This is a genomic window from Sorangium sp. So ce406 (assembly GCF_051474675.1).
In the GTDB taxonomy this organism is placed as follows: Bacteria; Myxococcota_A; Polyangia; order Polyangiales; family Polyangiaceae; genus Sorangium; species Sorangium cellulosum_G.
This window is the reverse complement of the sequence record NZ_CP150340.1, coordinates 3,879,068-3,896,939: the sequence shown is the minus strand read 5'-3', so window position 1 is coordinate 3,896,939 and position 17,872 is coordinate 3,879,068. Positions and strand designations below refer to the sequence as shown.

The window sequence follows — 17,872 nt, the reverse complement described above, 5'->3', positions numbered from 1 at the left end:
ATCGCCGCTACTTCACGAGGGCGCGGGCGTCGCGCAGGATCGCAGGGATCCCCTCGTCGTTCGCCTCGTAGTAGCCGCGGATCACGCCCTCCTGGTCGACCAGCACCAGGCGCTCGCCGTGGAAGATGCTGAAGATGCCGGGGCTCGACTCCTTCTTGCCCATCGCGATCTTGAAGCCCTCGAGGATCGTCGACTCTATCTGATCGAGAGGGCCTGTCAGCAGCGTCCACCGATCGAGCGGGAGCCCCTGCGACGCAGCATATTGCGCGAGCACCTCCGGCGTGTCGTTCTCCGGGTCGACGGTGAAGGTGACGAGGTGCAGCGCGCCGCCGAGATCGCGGCTTCGTTGCTCGATCTCCTTCATGCGCTGCGTGAGCTTGGGGCAGACGGTCGGGCAGGTCGTGAAGATGAAGTCCGCGATCGACACGCGGCCCCGGAGCTGCTCCAGGCCGAACCGCTGACCCCGCTGGTCCGTCAGCTCGAAGGCCGGAAGTGGGATGCGGATCGCGGGCGGCTCCGCGGCGTGGCTCCGGACCGCGCGGCTGACGAAGAAGAGCGCGACGAGCCCGGCGAGCGAGGTGAGCGCGATCCAGAGGAGCGGCCTGCCGCCGAGCGCACCGCGCCGGCGCCGCTGTGCGTGACCGCGCTCCGACGGAAGCGGCTGGCTCGCCGGTTGCCCGGGCTCCGCGAGAGGAGGAGCGCCGTTGGCCTGGCGCGTCGGCTCCATGGACGCCATCCGGCGACGCTTAGGAGCCGCTACCCGGCGCGTCAAGCCGGCGGGCTCCGCTCAGGCGCCGATCATCATCGCGGCGAAGAGGAGCACCAGATAGACCATCGAGGAGACGAAGACCCCGCGGGCCCAGCGGTTGCCGGTGCCGGCGCGGAGGCCATAGGCGCCGACGCCGAAGAAGGCGCCGCCGAGGACGATCGCGGCGCCCAGATAGACAGGACCTCCGACGCCGAGCGGCACGAGGAGCACCGAGGCGACGACGAGCAACGCTAGATAGCCCACCATGTGGAGCCGCGTTGTCCGATCTCCCTTCTCGACCGGCAGCACCTTGAGCCCCGCGCGCCGGTACTCGTCACGACGGAACGTCGCGATGGCCAGGAAATGCGGGATCTGCCAGAGGAACATGACGGCAAAGAGCAGGAAGCCGGGCACGTCGATACGCCCGGTGACGCTCGTCCACCCGAGCAGCGGAGGGATGGCGCCCGGGATCGCGCCGATCGGCAGCGCGAGCGTCGTCCGGCGCTTGAGCGGGGTGTAGACGAGCACGTAGCTGAGCAGCGCCAGCGCGGCGAGCGCGGCCGTGGTCGCGTTCACCCACACGAACAGCAGCGGAATCGACGCGGCGGACAGCGCGATCCCGAACCAGAGCGCCACCTCGGGCGCGAGCCGCCGCGCCGGCAGCGGGCGGTTCCGCGTCCGCTCCATCAGCACGTCGGTGTCGCGCTCGATGTACATGTTGAGCACGTTGGCGCCCGACACGACGAGGACCGTCCCGAGCAACGCCAGCAAGAGCTGTGTCGTCGGTACCGACGCGCGCTCGATCGCGGCCTCTCCGGCAAGCCCGGAGCGCAGATAGCGGCTCGCGACCCACATGCCGCCGAGCATCGTGGCCACCACCATCCGCGTGATTCGCGGCTTGGTGAGGCTCACCAGATCGGCCGCTACCTTGAGCAGCGGGCGCGCGCTCGTGCGGAGCGCCCCGTCGTCATCGCCCGCGGAAGGCTCCGCCTGCCGGACGTAAGGCACCGGCGCCCGCTCCGTGACCTGCTCGGCGCTCATGGTCACGCGGACACCTCGCTGTCGTGCCCGGCGCCCGCGCCCGGCGGCAGCGCGACACCTCCGAGGATCCCTCGCTGAGGGATGGCCAGGCCGGAAAACCACTTCATCGCCGGAGCGAGGGTGACGGGGAAGAACAGCATCTGGGCCGGGAGACTAGCGCGCGCAACGCGCCTCGGGGAGTCGAGATCGTCAGTTGATCGCGCTCGACTCCGATAGGGAACGAACCGGCGTTCGGCAACGGTCGCGGCGCGCCGCAGCGGCTCCGTCGCGCCCAACACCGGTCTGCAGTCCCGCAGTTCCAGGCAGGGCCGAACATCAGCCCCGCTCGCGCCGCGCTCGGTCAGCCGGGCGACCTCGGGCGCCGTCCGCGCCCCTCGCGCCGGGAGGCTCACCAGAGGCCCTTGAGCTCGTCCTTGTTCTCCGCCGGCTCGGGCTCGGTGCCCGCGTACGTGAACGTGACCTGGGCGGGCTTGTCGTCGGCAACGGAGACATCGGCCGTCTTGAGGCCGTAGCGGGGGTGCCACGCCTCGAGCTTGTACTTGCCGGCAGGGACCTTCTCGATCGTGAAGGCGCCGTCATCGCCGCTCACGGCGAAGAACGGGTGATCCGTCACCACCACGAAGCCGCGCATCCACGGGTGGATGTCGCAGGTGAGCTTGATGATGCCGTCCTTCCACGTCTTCGTGAGCGGATCGGCGCCCCTCGGCTGCGCCTGGTTGAACAGCGTCTCAGCGCCCTTGTAGGTGTGCACGTTGTGCAGCGTCCGGTCGCTGTTCTTGATGTCGACCTGCTGATCGGAGACCACGCCCTGGATGCGCGGCTCATACATGCAGTCCTTCTGGTCGACCACCGCGTGCGCGTCGGGCGCCTTCCAGCTCCCCGGCACGCCCCCGACCGCGATGCGGACGAAGGTGTCCTTGAGCTTGCCGTCGTTGACGACGACCGCGTTGTACACGACCTCCTTGTCCTGACAGACAGGGGCGTCCTTGCGCGCGGTCGGGATCTTCATCTCGACCGGCTTGCCGGTGAATTTGACGACGCCCTTGATCGTCCCCTTGCCCTCGGGCGCGGCCGGCGCCGCCGCCTGTGCGGTGGCTTGCGGCGCCTGAGACGCCGCGGGCGCCGCGGTCGGTGCCGTCGGCGCTGCCGCCGTCGCGGTGGTCGCGGCCACCCCACCGGTGGGTCTCGAAGGCTCGTCGGGGCACCCGACGCCGAGCGTCAACGCGGCGAGCGAGAGAGCGGAGAGCGAGACGAGTTCGCGACGGTTCATGAGACTCTCCCGGGCCCTGGCGCGCTACCGCGAGCCTGGATCGCGCCCCTCCGGGCCCGCGCGACGCGAGGCCGGCGGGACCGCACGGCTCTGAGGTCATCCCGGTGGCGAGCAGCAGGTGGAACGCCGCGCGCTGATCCTCCGCGCAGCGAGGGCGTCCTTAACGAGTGTCGTCGCTCGCGTCAACCTGAGGCGCCGCCGGTAGGGTCCGGTTTCCCGGCGCCCGGGAGGGCGCTCGGGGCGCGCTCGCGCTCGGTCGCGAGCACGGCCGCCCAGAACCCGCGCTCGTCGCGCGAGGCGAGGGCGACGCAGAGCGCGGCGATCACGAGCGACAGCGCGCCGAGCGGCACCTCGGGGGCGCTGCGCGCGACGAGCAGCAGCGCGAGCGCGCCGCCCAGCGCCGGCAGCCGCGGCGGGGCGATCAGCGCGAGCGCGATGACCACCACCGAGAGCGCGGCGGCGAAGAGCTGCATCGAGAGCGGAACGACCGGCGCGGGGCGCGTGAGCAGCCGGTCGAGCGCGCGGCGGAAGAGCGTCTCGACCATCGACGCGTCCTCCGCGGCGCCCCCGAGCGCCGCGCGCGTGGCGAGCAGCGCCGAGGCGAGCGCCGCGAGCGAGAGCGGGCTCACGAGGCGCGGCCCCGGCCCGGGCTGCTCGGCGTCGCGCGACCGCGCGTCGCGGCGGGCGCCGAGCGCGACGGTCGCGGTGAGGACGGCCAGCGCGTCGAGCGCGAACGCGGCGGTCGCGACGGAGCTCGTCGCGCCTGCGAGCGCCTTCGAGCCGCGCTCGTTCGCCCAGACCGCCAGGAGCACGCCGGTGAGCCGCACGAGCGCGGAGGCGCCGACGAGCCCGAGCGCGGCCGCGACCGGTCGCATGAACGGGACGCGGAGCGCCTCCCAGGCGCTGCCGAGCGCGAGGATCGCCGCGCTCACGCCGATGAGCGCAGCCGAGAGATCGGGCACGCGCTGCACCGTCGCGTGCAGGACGACGAGGATCACGAAGCTGCCCGCGACGATCGCCGCGATCCGCAGCGCGTAGGGGACGCGGCTCCGGACGACCGCGCTGATCAGCGCCATCGCCATCACGATGGCGCCGATCGCGAAGAGCTGCGAGGCGCCAGCGCCGGCGAGCTCGACCGCGTGCGCGGTGCGCTCGATGCCCACCGCCAGGCCGACCATCGCGGGCGCGAGCATGCGGCCGAGGACCATCGCGAGCAGGGCGAGCACGGCGAGCGGCCGGATCAGCGCGAGCACGGGCATGCCGGCGAGCGGAGGCCGCGAGGCGGCCGAGGACCGTGGTTCGGCGGGCTCGGCGGGCCGAGCGTCGCCGCCCTCCTCGCGGCGCGGTGCGGCGGCGGGATCCGGCGCGGCGGAAGGAGGGGGGGGGTCGGGGGGAAGATCGATGTTGAGGAGCATGAATGAAGGGGGGCGCCCGTCGCTCAGCCCTTGTCCCAGGCGCGGGGGGCGGCGTCGAGATCGGTGAAGACCGCGGCGGTCGCGGAGGCGTCGATGAGGTCCTGCATCCGCTGGCCGCCGGCCTCCTCGACGATGCGGTCGTCGTACTCGTCCGCGAGCACCGACAGGTCCCGGAGGGCGACCAGGATCTCGTCGGCGTCGAGCGTCTCGCCGCCGAGGAGCGTGTGGACGATGACGACACACGAGCCCTGCGCGACGTAACCGAACGCGCCGAAGCGGATGCGCGCGTTCAGGCGGAGCAGCTTCATCGCGAGATCCGGCGTCATCTCGACGCCGCGGGCGAGCTGAGCGACGAGCCGCACGAGCGCGCGATCCGGCGCCCACGGCAGCACATGCAGGTAAACGTATGCGGTCCCCTGGCGGACCACGTAGAACTGCGGCTCGACCCGGGTGAACGCCGGGGAATCCGCGAGCGCCGCCTCGATGCGCGCGTTGGTCACTTGAACGGCCGCGTCGGAATCCTTCGGCATGACGCCGAGGATACATCGCCGCGGTCCCGATGCAGAGCCGGGACCTATCGCCGGAGCGGAAGCAGCGGCCCGGAGGACGGCATCCTCTTCTCGTCGCCCGGGACGGGCCGCGGCGGCCTGCGCACCGGCGGCGGTTCGACCGGGGTGGCCTCGGACGGCGCCTTCAGCAGGAAGGGCTTGGCGTTGCGCGTGGAGCACGCGTCGTACGGATCGCGGTGGAACTCCCAGTGCAAGTACACGTTGCCGTCCGGCGACACGATCGCGTCCGGCGCCTTGCCGAACGGCGACGCCCGGTGCACCGAGCTCAGCGCGACGATGTCGAACGCGGTCATCCCGCTCGGCCGCGTGACGCCGAGGCGCACGACGCTGCCGCTGTCCTTGTTCAGCACGATCTCCAGGTGCGTCACCCGGTTCTGGTTGAACGCGTGCCCGGAGGGCAGGCTCTCGAGCGACGCGAGGAACTCCTCCGCGAAGATCGGGTGGAGCCGGTTGTGGATCATGTTGATGTACGTCGCGAACGGCACCCGCGCGGCGTTGAGGGACGTCTGGTTGCCGGGCTTGACCGAGGGGTCGTAGTTCTCGATCGCGGCGCGCCACTTCTTCCACTTGTCCGTCGTCTCCCACGAGCCCCGGTGCGCGCTCTTGCGGGAGGCGCCGTCCGCGGCCCGCTCCGCCTTGAGCTTCTCGTTGCCCACGGCCGCCTGCACGCCGGCCATGTTCAGGTTGAGGTTGGGCCCGCCGGGGAGCCCGGGCGCGCCGAGGCCGATCGAGCCGACGCGGACCGGGCTCTGGTAGGGCTGCGGCGTCGCCTTCTTGCCGGCGACGCGGCTCTTGCCGTCGCCGCCCGGGTTCGCCGGGTTGAGGGAGTAGCCCTCGCGCGGGCTGTCGACGACCTCGGGCGACGCCGGCCCCGCGCCGCCCGCAGCGCCCTTGTCCGGCGGCGGCACGGCGGCGGGCGGCGCCTGCGCGACGCGACCGCCGCCGCTCGCCCCCGGCACGCTCGGCGGCGGCGCCACCCGGGCGGCCTGGGCTGCCTGCGCCGGGGACGCCGGGCTGTGGTGCTCCGCGCTCTCGCTCTCGGGGCTCCTCTCGCCGGGCGCGTGCTTCTCGTTGCCAGCTCGCTCCTCGCTGTGGCCGCTGTGATCGTGATCGCTGTCGCCGACCTTGTCCTTCGGCCCCATCGGGCCCGACGGCGTCCCGGGCGTCGGCGTGGGATCGTCCTGATCCTTCGAGCGGATCTGCGCCATGGTCTCCTCGGCGACCTTGTTGGCGTCGTCCGCGATCCGGCTCGCCTCGGGGTTGTCCTCCTGGTCCTTCTCGACGTGCTGGCGGACGGCGATCCGCCGATCTGCCGGCGGCATGGGCGGCGGGGGCACGGGCTTGACCGGCACCACCTTGACCACCTCTTCCTTCGGCGGCTCCGGCTCGGGCGGCGGGGGCGGCGGCGCCTTCTCGCGCGGCGGCTCCGGCCTGGGCGGCGGGGTCTGCGCCACCTTGGCCGGATCGGGCTTCTGCTGCGGATCGGGGGGCGTGTCCTTGTCCGGCTCGCCCTCCGCCGGGGCGTCCGACGGTCGCTCCGGCGGCGCGAGCGGGGCGGGAGGCGGCGTGGCGGCCAGGCCGTCGGTCAGCACCTCGAACGTCATGTCGCCCGGCCGGAGGCCCTGCCGCACCGCGTGGACCATCTGGCGGAGCTGGGCCCGGTCCTCGATGACCTGCGCCACCTCGACCGCGCCGCTGCCGCCCGCCATGTGCGCCACGATCGCCGCGCAGATCCACAGGGCGAGCGGGATGTGAGCGTCGCGCGACATGGAGCTCAGCGCCTCCGCGCTGCAGAGACGGCGCCGCGCGGTGAGGCGCAGCCGTAACAGCAGCGAACGACGGTCACCGGTGGCACCTCCAGACTCCGCGTGAACGACCTGCTCGAACAGTACGCCGATGCGCCAATCGCACCCAGGAAGCGGTTCGAACCTAGCATCCGAGGATCAGCACAGCAACGGTCGGCGCGCCCTCGCGTCTGCCGCGCCCGCTGCCCGCGCCTCGCCGCGCGCCGTCCTGCTCGCGCCCCGGAGTCCGCGGCGACGGCAGCCCTGGGCGGGCGCGCTCGCCCCGCGCGCCGGCCGGCACCTCGGCGGGCCTCCTGCGCCGGCATGGCCATCAGAGCTTGTTGATGGCGTCCCAGTGATCGGCGATCTCCTGCGCCGTCCAGATACCGCCCTCGTCCTTGAACTTCCCGGGGCTCTGGACGACCTTGTAAATGTACATCTGCGCGCCGGCGACCGCGAGGACGTTGCCGGTGCGGTCGGCGCACAGGTCGGACGCGAGGAACAGCGCCGCGGGCGCGACGTGCGCCGGCGTGAGCGTGTCGCCGGCCGACTGGAACATGGGCAGATCCTCCGTCATGCGCGTCTTGGCGATGGGCGCGACCGCGTTGACCGTGATCCGCTGCTTCTGCAGCTCGATCGCGGCGGTGCGGGTGAGCCCGTAGATGCCGGCCTTGGCAGCGGCGTAGTTGGCCTGTCCGAAGTTGCCGAGCATCCCCGAGACGCTCGTGGTGTTGACGACGCGCCCTCCCCCGCCCTGCGCGATCATCTGCTTCGCGGCGGCCTGCGTGCACAGGAAGGTCCCCTTCAGGTGAACGGCGATGACGGCGTCCCACATCCTCTCATCCATCTTGAGGAGCGTCTTGTCGCGGAGGATTCCCGCGTTGTTGACCAGGATGTCGACCCTGCCGAACGCGTCGACGGCCGTCTTCACGATCCTCTCGGCCCCCTCGGGGGTCGTCACGCTGTCGAAGCTCGGGGCGGCCTCCCCGCCCGCGGCCCGGATCTCCTCCGCGACCTGGGACGCCATCGCGTCGCTCGAGCCCGACCCGTCGCGCGCGCCGCCGAGATCGTTGACGACGACCTTCGCGCCCTCCCTGGCGAAGAGCAGCGCCTCCTCGCGGCCGATCCCGCCGCCGGCGCCCGTGATGATCGCGACCTTTCCGTCGAGCAAGCCCATCGCAGATTCCTCCTGATCCGCGCGCCGGCGCGGTGCGCCGGGCCGTTTTCGCGCGGAGCTTCGCACACCGGGCCTCGACCCGGGCGCACATTCGTGCGCGCGCACGCGCCCGCCCGCCGCTTCTTTGCCCGATCGCGGGCGGCGATGGTAACGCCGCGTTCGATGCAACTGCCCAGCCGCCTCTCCACGTCGACCCTGGGAGACCTGCTCGGCGCGCTGTACCGTGAGAAGACGACCGGGCTCCTCGAGCTCTGCGAGCTCCGGACGCCGAGCGGCTCCACGGTGCCCGGCCGGCAGCACCGGATCCAGCTCTTCTCCGGCCTCGTGACGGCCGTCGAGACGCCCCTGCGGGTGCCCCGCCTCGGCGAGATCCTCGCGCAGGACGGCTCCGCGCCCGGGCCGTCGATCCAGCGGCTCGCCTCGCTCGTCGCGGCGCACCGGGGGCGCCGGACCGGCGAGGTGCTCGTGGCCGCGGGGCTCATCCCGGAGAGCGCGGTCGAGCGCGCGCTCCGCATCCAGCTCCGCGCGCGCCTCGAGGCGCTCTTCGCGATCGAGGAGGCGACCATCTGCTTCCACACCGCGCGGCCGCTCGCCGGGGCGCTCCGGCAGACCGGCCCGCTCGCCCCGAGCGACTTCCTGCACGGCCGCCCGCGCGCGCGGGACCGCCACCGCCGCGTCGCGAGCGCTGGCGCCGCGCGCAACGCCTCGTCGAGCGCGCCGCGCGGCGCCTCGTCGAGCGCGCCGCGCGCCGCCCGCGTGGACGAGCCGCGCCGCCGGGCGCTCGAGGTGCTCGGCCTGCGCGAGGGCGCGAGCGAGGTCGAGATCCGCCGCGCGTTCCGCCGCCTCGCCGCGGTGCTGCACCCCGACCTCGGCGCCTCGCAGCCCACCGAGCACGCCCGGCGCACCGCGCGGTTCGCCGAGCTCTCGGCCGCCTACCACCTGCTCGTCGCCTGACCGCTACGCCCTGCCCGCGAGGCGCTCGACAAGGAACGACGCCACCGTGATCGGCTTCGTCCCCGGGCCGAAGCCGGCGTCGAAGCCGAGCTCGACGGCGAGGTTGTGATCGATGCGCGGGCCGCCGAGCAGCAGGATCACCTTGTCCCGGAAGCCCTGGCGCGTCGCCATCTCGACGAGCGCCGCCGCGTTCTCCTTGTGGCAGTTCCGCTGCGTGATCACCTGCGAGACCAGGATGGCGTCGGCGCCGAGCGCCTTCGCCTTCTCGCAGAGCTCGGCGTTCTCGACCTGCGCGCCGAGGTTGTGGGCGTCGAAGCACTTGAAGCTCTCGAGGCCCTTCTCCCCGGCGAAGCCCTTGTAGTTCAGGATCGCGTCGATGCCCACGGTGTGCGCGTCGCTGCCGGTGCAGGCGCCCACGACCACGATCTTGCGGCCGAGCTTCTTCGCCTGCGCCTCGATCTCGTCGCGCGTGAGCGGCTGGGCGGCGAGCTCCTGAACCTCGATGTCCGAGATGTCGACCCCGTGCTGGGAGTGGCCGTAAACGACGAAATACGTGTGTTCCCGGCTGGCCTGCTCCATGGCCGTGACCAGGGGCTCGCGCAGCCCGTGCGCCTCGGCGAAGCGCTTCGCCGCCTCACGCGCGCGGTCGCCCGGCAGGACGCGGAGCGTGAACGACAGCTGGACCATCCCGTCGCCCTCGCGATCGCCATACGCACGCAGGATGTTCCGCTGTGTCATGCTCACCTCCGTCTGCAGGGGCGGACTGCGCCGATCCCTTGTTGAGAGTAGCGCCAGGCGGCCTCGCGCGGCCAGGGCGATCGCGCGGCCGGGAGCGAGCAAAACGGGCGCGCCAGGTCAGGAAGCATGTCTTTTGAAGACTCGAGTGACATGGCTCTCAAGAGCGGTTCCCACCCGGCGCCTGGCATGGGCGCCGCTCTGGCGCGGCGCCAGGACGAGGAGGGATTGAGGCGCCAGGACGACAGAGACGCCAGGAAGAGAGATCCTGGTTTTCCGGGCGTCCCTGGCGCCCTGGAGGCTCCTTTTCCGTTCCCCTCGATCGGCCCGTCAGCGCTGGAAGCGGAGGGGCTCATGGCAGCGCGGGCATCGGCCCGACCAGTACCGCCCGTGGTGGCTCGGCTCGCTGGGGTCTGGCCGTCGGATCCGGCGCCCGCAGCGGGCGCAGTGGACCCGATCGACGAGCTCCTCGATGGAGGCGTGCGACGGGTGGGCGTCGGCCAGCTTGCGCAGCTCGGCGAACACCTCGGAGGAGGGAAGGTGCTCCGCGCGGCGCAGGAGATCCTCGGCCGCGCAGCGGACGTCGTCTCTCCCGGGCTGCTTCCCCTTCGCTGGGGGCGCCGGCGCCGGGAGATGGGCGACCTGAGCGCGGACGCGCGCGAGCTCTTCCCTGAGCTCGTCGAGCGCGCGCTGCTGCCTGTCGAGCGCCTGTCGCTGCTCCTCGACCCGGTCCTCCAGGACCTCGAGCCGCACCGCGTCGGTCGCGCCGCCCCGGTAAGGTGAACCGCCCCGTCGTGTCCCCTCAGGTGCCTTCCCGCTCACGCGCCCATGTTCGCAGATCCCGGCCCGGTCAGGGCAGGGAGCGCTACGAGCGCTCCAGGACCTCGAGGATCGGATTGAGGTACTCCGGGTGCCGCGCCACGACCCCCGCGTACCCCTTTCCGCCGGTGCGCGTGCGCTTGACGTCGCCGAAGGCGCCGCGCCCGATCGCGTCCCAGAGGGTGTCCCGCTCGACCTCGCGCAGCAGCGCGTGCGCCTTGTCGAGGACCTCGCGGGCGCGCGACTCGACGACGCCGCCCGGCTTCCACTGGATCTCGTCGCCGAGGTGCCGCGCCGCCGTGAAGATGTAGCGGGCGCTCTTCAGCGAGAGATACCGGTCCATGAGGAGCGGCGTGTGGACGGCCTCGCTGAACATCCCGAGCAGCTCGATCGACTGGCCGGTCGTGATGCCGACCAGGTTGAACATCGCGTCGTGGACGTGGCTGTGGAAGATGTCGCCTGTCTTGAACTTGGTGGGCGGCATCCACTTGATCGGGTGCCGGTCGAAGATCTGCCGGACCAGCTGGGCCTGCGCGAGCTCGAGGAGGAGGCTGTCCTCGAGCCAGGGGTTGATCTCGAAGGCGTGGCCGAGGCCCATCTGCTCCTCGGGGAGGCCCGCGCGCAGGGCGAACGCCTCGTTGATGAACTGCGACGCGAGCACCGTGTGGGCCTTCTCGACCGCGTCCGCCGTCGTGAGGTAGTTGTCCTCTCCCGTGTTGATGACGATCCCGCTCCTCGCGATGATCCGGCGGGAGAAGTACTGATCGATGAACGTCCGCTGCATGTTGATGTCGCGGAACAGGATCCCGTACATCGCGTCGTTGAGCAGCATGTCGAGCCGCTCGACCGCCGCCATCCAGGCGATCTCGCTCATGCACAGGCCGGACGAGTAGTTCGTCTGCGCGAGGTAGGTGCCGGTGTCGCGGGTCGCCTCGTCGGTGGCGCGGCGGATGATCCTGAAGTTCTCCTGCGTCGCGTACGTGCCGCCGTATCCCTCGGTGGTCGGCCCCTCCGGCACGTAGTCGAGGAGCGACTGCGCGGTCGCGCGGATCACGGCGACGATATCGGCCCCGGCGAAGCCGGCGGCCTTGGCCTGGACGGCATCGTCGTAGATGTTGCCGGTCGCGACGATGACGTACTTGAGCGGCGCGGCGCCGACGCGGTGAGCGGCCTTGTTGGCCTCGCGCTCGTCGCGCGCCCGGTCGATCCGGGCGATCGCCTCCCGCGTCGCCGCCTCGAGCGCGCCGCGCGCCTCGGCCGCCGACGGGCCCTGGCCAAAGTCGGCCGCCTCGCTGAACGCCAGCATCTCCGCCGCCTCCTGCACCGAGGCGGCGCCCTCGCAGAGCGCCCGGCCGAGGTGGTACGCGACGCCGCGGCCGGCCTGCCCCGCCTTGTGGATGCGGTCGACGAGCGCGTTCACGAGCGGCGTCCCCTCGGCGTCGGCGCCGACCACGCCGTAGGCGCGGGCCACGGTGCGCTCGACGCCGACCGTCGTGTGGCGGTCGATGAAGCGCTGGACCTCGTCGGCGATGTCGGCCGCAAATGCGCGGCACGCCTCCACCTTTTCCTGCTCCACGGGGACAGTCGTCATGGATTTCTCCGGGGCAGGCGGTCTTAGCGCACTCTCACCGCGGCCGGTACTCCGGCGCGGGATCCGCGGCGGAGCGGCCGACCGCGAGAGGCCCGGCGGCGCGCGCGGCTCGCCGACAAACGCGGCCCCGGGCGCGCGGTTCGCCTCGGCGAGCGGGCTTGCTCCACGCCGCGTGCGCCGCGCGGCGGGCAGCGCTAGACGGGTGGTCATGGGCAAGCTCATCCTGCTCTTCACGGTGGTCCCGATCGTGGAGCTCTGGCTGCTTCTCTCGATCGGGGACGTCATCGGCTTCTGGCCCACCGTCGCGCTCGCGCTCGGAACGGCGGTCCTCGGCGCGGCGCTCGGCAAGCGCGAGGGGCTCAAGGTGCTCGCCGCCTGGCGGGGCGCGATGACCGAGGGCCGCATCCCCGACGAGGGGCTCACGGGAGGTCTGCTCGTGCTCCTCGGCGCGGCGCTGCTCGTCACGCCGGGCGTGCTGACCGACGTGGCGGGGATCCTGCTCCTGCTCCCGCCCACGCGCCGCCGGATCGCGGCGCTGGTGCGCGAGCGGCTCGAGCGGCGGGTGGCGGCGAGCGCCGCTGGCTTCGGTGGAGCCGGCCCGGGCGCCGGCGCGTTCTTCAGCATGAGGGTCATCGACTTCGGCGGCGGCGGGCCGTTCGGCGAGCACCCCGACGGGCCGCGACGGCAGCCGGCGCCTGGGCAGGTCATCGACGTCGAGGCGGAGGTGACCGACGACGACGCGCGCGGCGAGCCGGCACAGCAGAGCCCGCGACGACTGCCCCGCTGACACGCGGCGACGCCGACGCCCTGGCGAGCCCATGCGCGCTCGCCGGACCTCGGGCATCAACGCTCCTCGCACACCTCGTTAGCACACCGCGCCTGGACACCCGCGTCCGGAGCTCGCGAAACACGCAAGCAACAGCGCCATCAACAACGCAAGTTGATGATTCACGCGCGGGCTGCACGAATGAAACGACAAAGAAACAATGCCTGTTGTAGGCTCCTCAACGTCGTCGGAGCGGTCCGACAAGTCAGGAGAAGCGACATGAAGATCTGAGGCTGTTCCACGTGACGCGACAACGCACAACGAACCCAACGCAACACCCTATGCTAGATCCAACTCGAACCGAGATCCCATCGACCCAGCCGCGCCGCTCGGGGAGCCGCACGATGAACGGCTCTGGCACGACGTCCAGCACCGAGCAGCACCGACGCGCTCGCCTGGACGCGCGTCCCGCGGCGACGAGCCGGCGGTCCCACCTCACGCCGTCGAGGGGGGTGACCCGATGAGGCTCTTCAAGTCCATGACCGACTGGCTGCTCGGGCACGTCGATCCCAGGGAACCGATCGGCAGCTCGCTCATCAACGCCATCTCGCGGCTCCCCATCCACCTCGCCGCGGACGCGGTGTGCCTCCGGAAGAACGCCGACTCGGGCGCCCTGGAGGTGCTCCTGACCCAGCGTGGAGCGTCGGAGTCGGAGCCGGGCGCGTGGGGCTGCCCCGGGAGCGTCCTCTCGCCGGGCGAGCAGCCCGAGCACGTGCTCGATCGGGTCGGGGTCGCGATCTCCGACTTCACGTTCATCGGCGACTACTTCTCGGCCGCCGCGCGCGGCTGGATGCTGTCCCGGGTCCATCAGGCGAAGCTCGCCGAGGTCCCGGCCACGGGCACCTGGTGGCCCGTGGAGCAGCTCCCGAACAACATGGTACCCAAGCACCGGGAGCAGGTCATCCCGATGGCCGTCAGGGCGTTCCACGCCCAGCGGACGAAGTTCTCGCAGAAGGCCAGCCCCACCCCCGCGTGAGCTGCGCGCCGCGGCCCCGCCCGGCGACCGGGGGACTGTAGAGCCCGCACACACGAGGGAAGCAAGCGTGGGAGTCCCGCCCAGGCCGGCCGCCCGCGCCGCGCAAGGTCGGCCGCTGTCGGCCCAGCCCGGCCGCCAGCGACGCGGGCGGCCGCTATCGATCCAGCGCTGCTTCGGTTACGCTGCTCGGTACGGCTGTGGATCCCCGCGGCGGCGCTCTCTCCGCAGGCGATTCTGCAGGGACATGGAGCTCATGACGGTCGACAAGACAGCCCTCATCGTGGGAGGAACAGGCCTCGTCGGCGGCCATTGCTTGCGCCTCCTCGTGCAGCAGCCCGCGTACGCGCGGGTCATCGCCCTGCTGCGCCGCCCCGCCCCGATCGAGGATCCGCGGCTCTCCCAGCGCATCGTCGACTTCGATCGGCTGGACGGCGCCGAGTTCGCCGGCGTCACCGACGTGTTCTGCGCGCTCGGGACCACGATCGCCAAGGCCGGCTCCGAAGAGGCCTTCTATCAGATCGACTATCGTTACCCGATCTCCGTCGCCAGGCTCGCCGAGAAGGCGGGGGTGAAGCAGCTCGTCCTCGTCTCCTCCGTCGGCGCCGATCCGCGCTCGACGAGCTTCTACCTGCGCGTGAAGGGAGAGCTCGAGCAGGAGCTCTCCGCCGCGAGCTTCGCGTCGGTGCACGTCATGCGCCCGAGCCTGCTGCTCGGGGAGCGGGGCGAGGTCAGGAAGGGCGAGGCCATCGGCGTCGCGGCGGCGCAGACGCTCCGGTTCACGATGAAGGGAGGCCTGCGCAGGTACCGCCCGATCGACGCGAGGACCGTCGCCGGCGCCATGGTCGCCGCCGCGCTCCGGGGGAACCCCGGCCGCCACATCTATCACTTCGACGACATGGAAGCGCTCGCCAAGGGCATCGGCGTCGTCCAGGCCTGATCGCCGCTCCCCTACCTCCCCTGCCCGCGCTCGCGCGCGGGACGATCCCGGGGCCGCCATGGCGCCGCCACCCCTGCCGCGACGCAAGCGAGCGGAAATGCTAGGGCTCGCGGCGGGCACGGCGCTCGCTGGAGGCCGCCGCCATGGTCTTCGCAGAGCCCCCCTTGTCCATCCTGACCGAGCGCCTCGCCCCCTCCCTGCTGCGCCCTCCCGAGGGCCCGCCACCGTCGATCGACGCCGTGCTCGCGGAGCGGTTCGGCATCGCCTCGTTCCGGCCGTGGCAGCGCGAGGCGATCGACGCCCTGCTCGGGGGCGCGGGCCGCGTCCTCGTTGTCGCGCCGACGGGCGGCGGCAAGTCGCTCTGCTACCAGCTCCCGGCCGTCGCCCTGCCCGGCACGACGCTCGTCCTGAGCCCCCTCATCTCCCTGATGGAAGATCAGGTGCGCGCGCTCGATGCGCGGGGCATCCCCGCCACGTTCGTCGCGTCCAGCCTCTCGCGCGAGGAGAACGGCCGCCGCCTCGGCGCGCTCCGTCGGGGCGAGTACAAGCTCGTCTACGCGGCGCCCGAGCGCCTCGCGCTCGATGGCTTCCTCGAGGCGCTCACCGCGAGCCGGCTCTCGCTCGTCGCGATCGACGAGGCGCACTGCATCGTCCAGTGGGGGCACGACTTCCGGCCCGACTACCTGCGCATCGGCGCCGCGCTCGCGCGGCTCCGACCGCCCCGGGTGCTCGCCTGCACCGCGACCGCGACCCCCGATGCGCGCGACGAGATCATCCGCCGGCTCGGCTGGCCGCTGCGCTCCTCCGACGAGGACGGCGAGGCGGAGGACGGGCGCGGGTCGCGCGGATCGCGCGCGTCCGAAGAGCCGCCGCCCAAGGTGATCCTGCGCGGGTTCGCCCGGCCCAACCTCCACCTGCAGGTCTCCGCGGTCGACGGCCCGCGCGAGGCGGGGCGCCGCACGGCGCGGGCGCTGTCCGACGCCCTCGGCGACCCCGGGCGGCCCCGCGGCGCGGGCATCGTCTACGCCGCGACCCGCAAGGGCGCGGAGCGGCTCGCCGAGGCGCTCCGCGACGCCGGCTGGAACGCGGAAGCGTACCACGCCGGCCTCGCCCCCGAGTCGCGCGCGCGCCTCTCGGCCGGCTTCGCCGACCGCACGCTCTCCGTGGTGGTGGCCACGAACGCCTTCGGGATGGGCATCGACCGCCCCGACGTCCGCCTGGTCGTGCACGCCCAGCCGCCGTCGTCGATCGAGGCCTACTACCAGGAGGTCGGGCGCGCCGGGCGCGACGGCGATCCGGCGCGCGGCCTCCTGCTCTTCGCGCCCGCGGACATCGCGCTGCGCCGGCGGCTGTGCCAGCTCGGCGAGGGGGGCGTGGAGGCGAACGCGGACGACGCCGCGCGCGCCTGGGGGCTCTTCCGCGAGCTGCTCCGCTACGTCGACGCCGCGACCTGCCGGCACGACTTCATCCTTCGCTACTTCGGCGACGAGGCCGAGTCGCTCGGCGGCTGCGGCCACTGCGACGTCTGCCTCGAGGTCGACGCCCTGGAGGCGAGCGACCCGGCCGCGCTCGCCCGCGACAACGACCTCGTGCGCCGCGCGCTCGCCGGCGTCGCGCGGGTGAAGGGCGGCGCCGGGATGCAGGCGATCGCGTCGATGCTCGTCGGCGAGTCGAACGAGCGCGTCCGCCGCATGGGGCTCGACCGGCTCTCCACGTTCGGCGTCCTCGAAGGGAAGAGCCACGACGAGGCGATGTCGATCCTGCGCGTCCTGCTCGCCAACGCCTGGATCGATCTCACCACCGGAGAGTTCCCCGTCCCGCTCGTCACGCCGGCGGGCTGGCGCGTGATGCGCGGCGAGGTGCCCGCCCGGGTGCGGCTCCCGCTCCCCGCGGCGCGCCGCAGGCCGCTGCGCCGCGCGGCGCCGGGCCCCTCGCCCGCCGCGCGGGCGCCGGCGGCGACGGCCACGGCGTCCGCGCCGGCGCGCGCGCGGCCGGCCGCGCCCCCGTCATCGGCGGAGGCGGCCCACGCCGGCGCGGCGCCCTCCGAGGCGGCCGCTGCCGTCGCTGCCTCGCGCGCGGCGGGCGACGGGCCCGGCGTCGAGCTCGAGGAGCAGGATGTCCCGCTGTTCGAGGCGCTCCGCGCCCACAGGGCGGCGCTCGCGAAGGAGAAGGCGCTGCCCGCGTACATCATCGCGCACGACCGGACGCTCCGCGAGATCGCCCGGATCCGGCCCGCGTCGCTCGACGACCTCGCGCTCGCGCGCGGGATGGGGCAGGCGAAGATCTCGAGCTACGGGGAGGGCATCCTGCGCGTGGTGCGGGAGTTCTCGGGACCGTGATCGCCGGAGGGGCGCCCCGGCGCGGTGAGCGGCGGGGGCGGCGCGGCGACAGGCCCAAGAGAGGCGTGAGGGCGGGGTGAACGCTCGGGTCGTTCGCCCCGTCTCCAGGCCTCTCTGTTCGAAGCGGCGTCGCCTCCGTTCAGGCGTGACCTGCGACGCGGAGCTCGGCGATGAGCTGGCCGTCCAGGCTGACGAACGTCGTGAGCCGGCCCTCGACGTTGATGAACACGTCGAGCATCACGCCGGCGCCGAGATCGACGACATGAAGGTCGTCCTTGAGGACCACCGTCGGCGCCTCGATTCCCCTGGGCGCCCGTCTGGAGCCTCGCTCCATGGTCTTCTTCGAGTTCATGTCCCCCTCCGCCCGTTGGCCCCTCCGCGCCCCGCCCTCCCGGATGCGGCTCCGCGCGGCGCGCTGTCGACCGGGTCGAGACCTCGCGCGCGGGACACCCTGCTTTCCGGTGGACACGACAAGCGCGTTCCATGCCGTGCTCGCACGGCTGGAGTGATCCTTCCCTTCACGCAGCCCCCATTCGCTCCGCTCGCCGCCCCGCGGTCCTCCATTTCACCGGATGGGCTTCGCGGGAAGGCATGAAGTTCAGGGGATGTCCGGAATTTCTTCCCGGGTTCCCAACCTCCGGCTCGAACCCGGCAACCACGGCCGCCAGCTCACCGCTCACCTCAACCTCGG

At 72.8% G+C, this 17,872-nt stretch carries 17 protein-coding genes; 5 read left to right on the top strand and 12 right to left on the bottom strand.

What is annotated here, in order from left to right; translation table 11 throughout:
- Positions 1–7: 7 nt before the first annotated feature.
- The 8 genes from WME96_RS14535 to WME96_RS14500 all read right to left on the bottom strand — a co-directional run bounded on the left by WME96_RS14535 (position 8) and on the right by WME96_RS14500 (position 8,004).
- On the bottom strand, positions 8–736 hold the full coding sequence (locus WME96_RS14535) for an SCO family protein (RefSeq protein ID WP_437290715.1): 729 nt from the start codon (positions 734–736) through the stop codon (positions 8–10).
- 51 nt (positions 737–787) lie between these two features.
- The gene (cyoE, locus tag WME96_RS14530) at positions 788–1,789 is read right to left on the bottom strand and encodes a heme o synthase (protein ID WP_437290714.1); all 1,002 of its coding nucleotides are present in this window, start codon (positions 1,787–1,789) and stop codon (positions 788–790) included.
- Between the two features lie 2 nt (positions 1,790–1,791).
- Positions 1,792–1,929: a hypothetical protein gene (locus tag WME96_RS14525; protein ID WP_437290713.1), complete on the bottom strand. Its 138-nt coding sequence runs from the start codon at positions 1,927–1,929 to the stop codon at positions 1,792–1,794.
- Between the two features lie 248 nt (positions 1,930–2,177).
- Positions 2,178–3,059: a carboxypeptidase regulatory-like domain-containing protein gene (locus WME96_RS14520; RefSeq protein WP_437290712.1), complete on the bottom strand. Its 882-nt coding sequence runs from the start codon at positions 3,057–3,059 to the stop codon at positions 2,178–2,180.
- A 182-nt stretch (positions 3,060–3,241) separates the two neighbouring features.
- Complete coding sequence (locus WME96_RS14515) at positions 3,242–4,318, bottom strand: hypothetical protein (RefSeq protein ID WP_437290711.1); 1,077 nt, start codon at positions 4,316–4,318, stop codon at positions 3,242–3,244.
- 179 nt (positions 4,319–4,497) lie between these two features.
- Entirely contained in the window at positions 4,498–5,004 is a 507-nt protein-coding gene (locus WME96_RS14510; RefSeq protein WP_061618555.1) for a T3SS (YopN, CesT) and YbjN peptide-binding chaperone 1, read from the bottom strand.
- Positions 5,005–5,048: 44 nt separating this feature from the next.
- Positions 5,049–6,812, bottom strand: coding sequence for a hypothetical protein (locus WME96_RS14505; RefSeq protein ID WP_437290710.1), 1,764 nt, complete (start codon positions 6,810–6,812; stop codon positions 5,049–5,051).
- A gap of 346 nt (positions 6,813–7,158) precedes the next feature.
- Positions 7,159–8,004, bottom strand: coding sequence for an SDR family NAD(P)-dependent oxidoreductase (locus WME96_RS14500; RefSeq protein ID WP_437290709.1), 846 nt, complete (start codon positions 8,002–8,004; stop codon positions 7,159–7,161).
- A gap of 162 nt (positions 8,005–8,166) precedes the next feature.
- Here WME96_RS14500 and WME96_RS14495 point away from each other — a divergent pair, with 162 nt between their 5' ends.
- Complete coding sequence (locus WME96_RS14495; RefSeq protein ID WP_437290708.1) at positions 8,167–8,958, top strand: DnaJ domain-containing protein; 792 nt, start codon at positions 8,167–8,169, stop codon at positions 8,956–8,958.
- 3 nt (positions 8,959–8,961) lie between these two features.
- Here the strand turns inward: WME96_RS14495 and WME96_RS14490 are convergent, their stop codons facing one another.
- From WME96_RS14490 to WME96_RS14480, 3 genes are all read right to left on the bottom strand, one after another.
- On the bottom strand, positions 8,962–9,696 hold the full coding sequence (locus tag WME96_RS14490) for an OAM dimerization domain-containing protein (protein ID WP_437290707.1): 735 nt from the start codon (positions 9,694–9,696) through the stop codon (positions 8,962–8,964).
- 327 nt (positions 9,697–10,023) lie between these two features.
- Positions 10,024–10,515, bottom strand: a complete 492-nt coding sequence (locus WME96_RS14485) for a hypothetical protein (protein ID WP_437290706.1) — start codon at positions 10,513–10,515, stop codon at positions 10,024–10,026.
- Between the two features lie 43 nt (positions 10,516–10,558).
- The gene (locus WME96_RS14480) at positions 10,559–12,103 is read right to left on the bottom strand and encodes a lysine 5,6-aminomutase subunit alpha (RefSeq protein ID WP_437290705.1); all 1,545 of its coding nucleotides are present in this window, start codon (positions 12,101–12,103) and stop codon (positions 10,559–10,561) included.
- Between the two features lie 208 nt (positions 12,104–12,311).
- Between WME96_RS14480 and WME96_RS14475 the strand changes: the two genes are divergently transcribed.
- The 4 genes from WME96_RS14475 (at position 12,312) to WME96_RS14460 (ending at position 17,181) form a co-directional block, all read left to right on the top strand.
- A complete protein-coding gene (locus tag WME96_RS14475; RefSeq protein ID WP_437290704.1) occupies positions 12,312–12,890 on the top strand; it encodes an FxsA family protein in 579 nt (192 codons plus the stop codon).
- A gap of 499 nt (positions 12,891–13,389) precedes the next feature.
- Positions 13,390–13,905 carry an NUDIX hydrolase gene (locus tag WME96_RS14470; protein WP_437290703.1) on the top strand — a complete coding sequence of 172 codons (516 nt, stop codon included), beginning with the start codon at positions 13,390–13,392 and terminating at the stop codon, positions 13,903–13,905.
- 244 nt (positions 13,906–14,149) lie between these two features.
- A complete protein-coding gene (locus WME96_RS14465) occupies positions 14,150–14,842 on the top strand; it encodes an oxidoreductase (RefSeq protein ID WP_437290702.1) in 693 nt (230 codons plus the stop codon).
- Positions 14,843–14,985: 143 nt separating this feature from the next.
- Positions 14,986–17,181, top strand: a complete 2,196-nt coding sequence (locus WME96_RS14460) for a RecQ family ATP-dependent DNA helicase (protein WP_437290701.1) — start codon at positions 14,986–14,988, stop codon at positions 17,179–17,181.
- Positions 17,182–17,320: 139 nt separating this feature from the next.
- Here the strand turns inward: WME96_RS14460 and WME96_RS14455 are convergent, their stop codons facing one another.
- Entirely contained in the window at positions 17,321–17,533 is a 213-nt protein-coding gene (locus WME96_RS14455; RefSeq protein ID WP_061613018.1) for a hypothetical protein, read from the bottom strand.
- Positions 17,534–17,872: the final 339 nt, after the last annotated feature.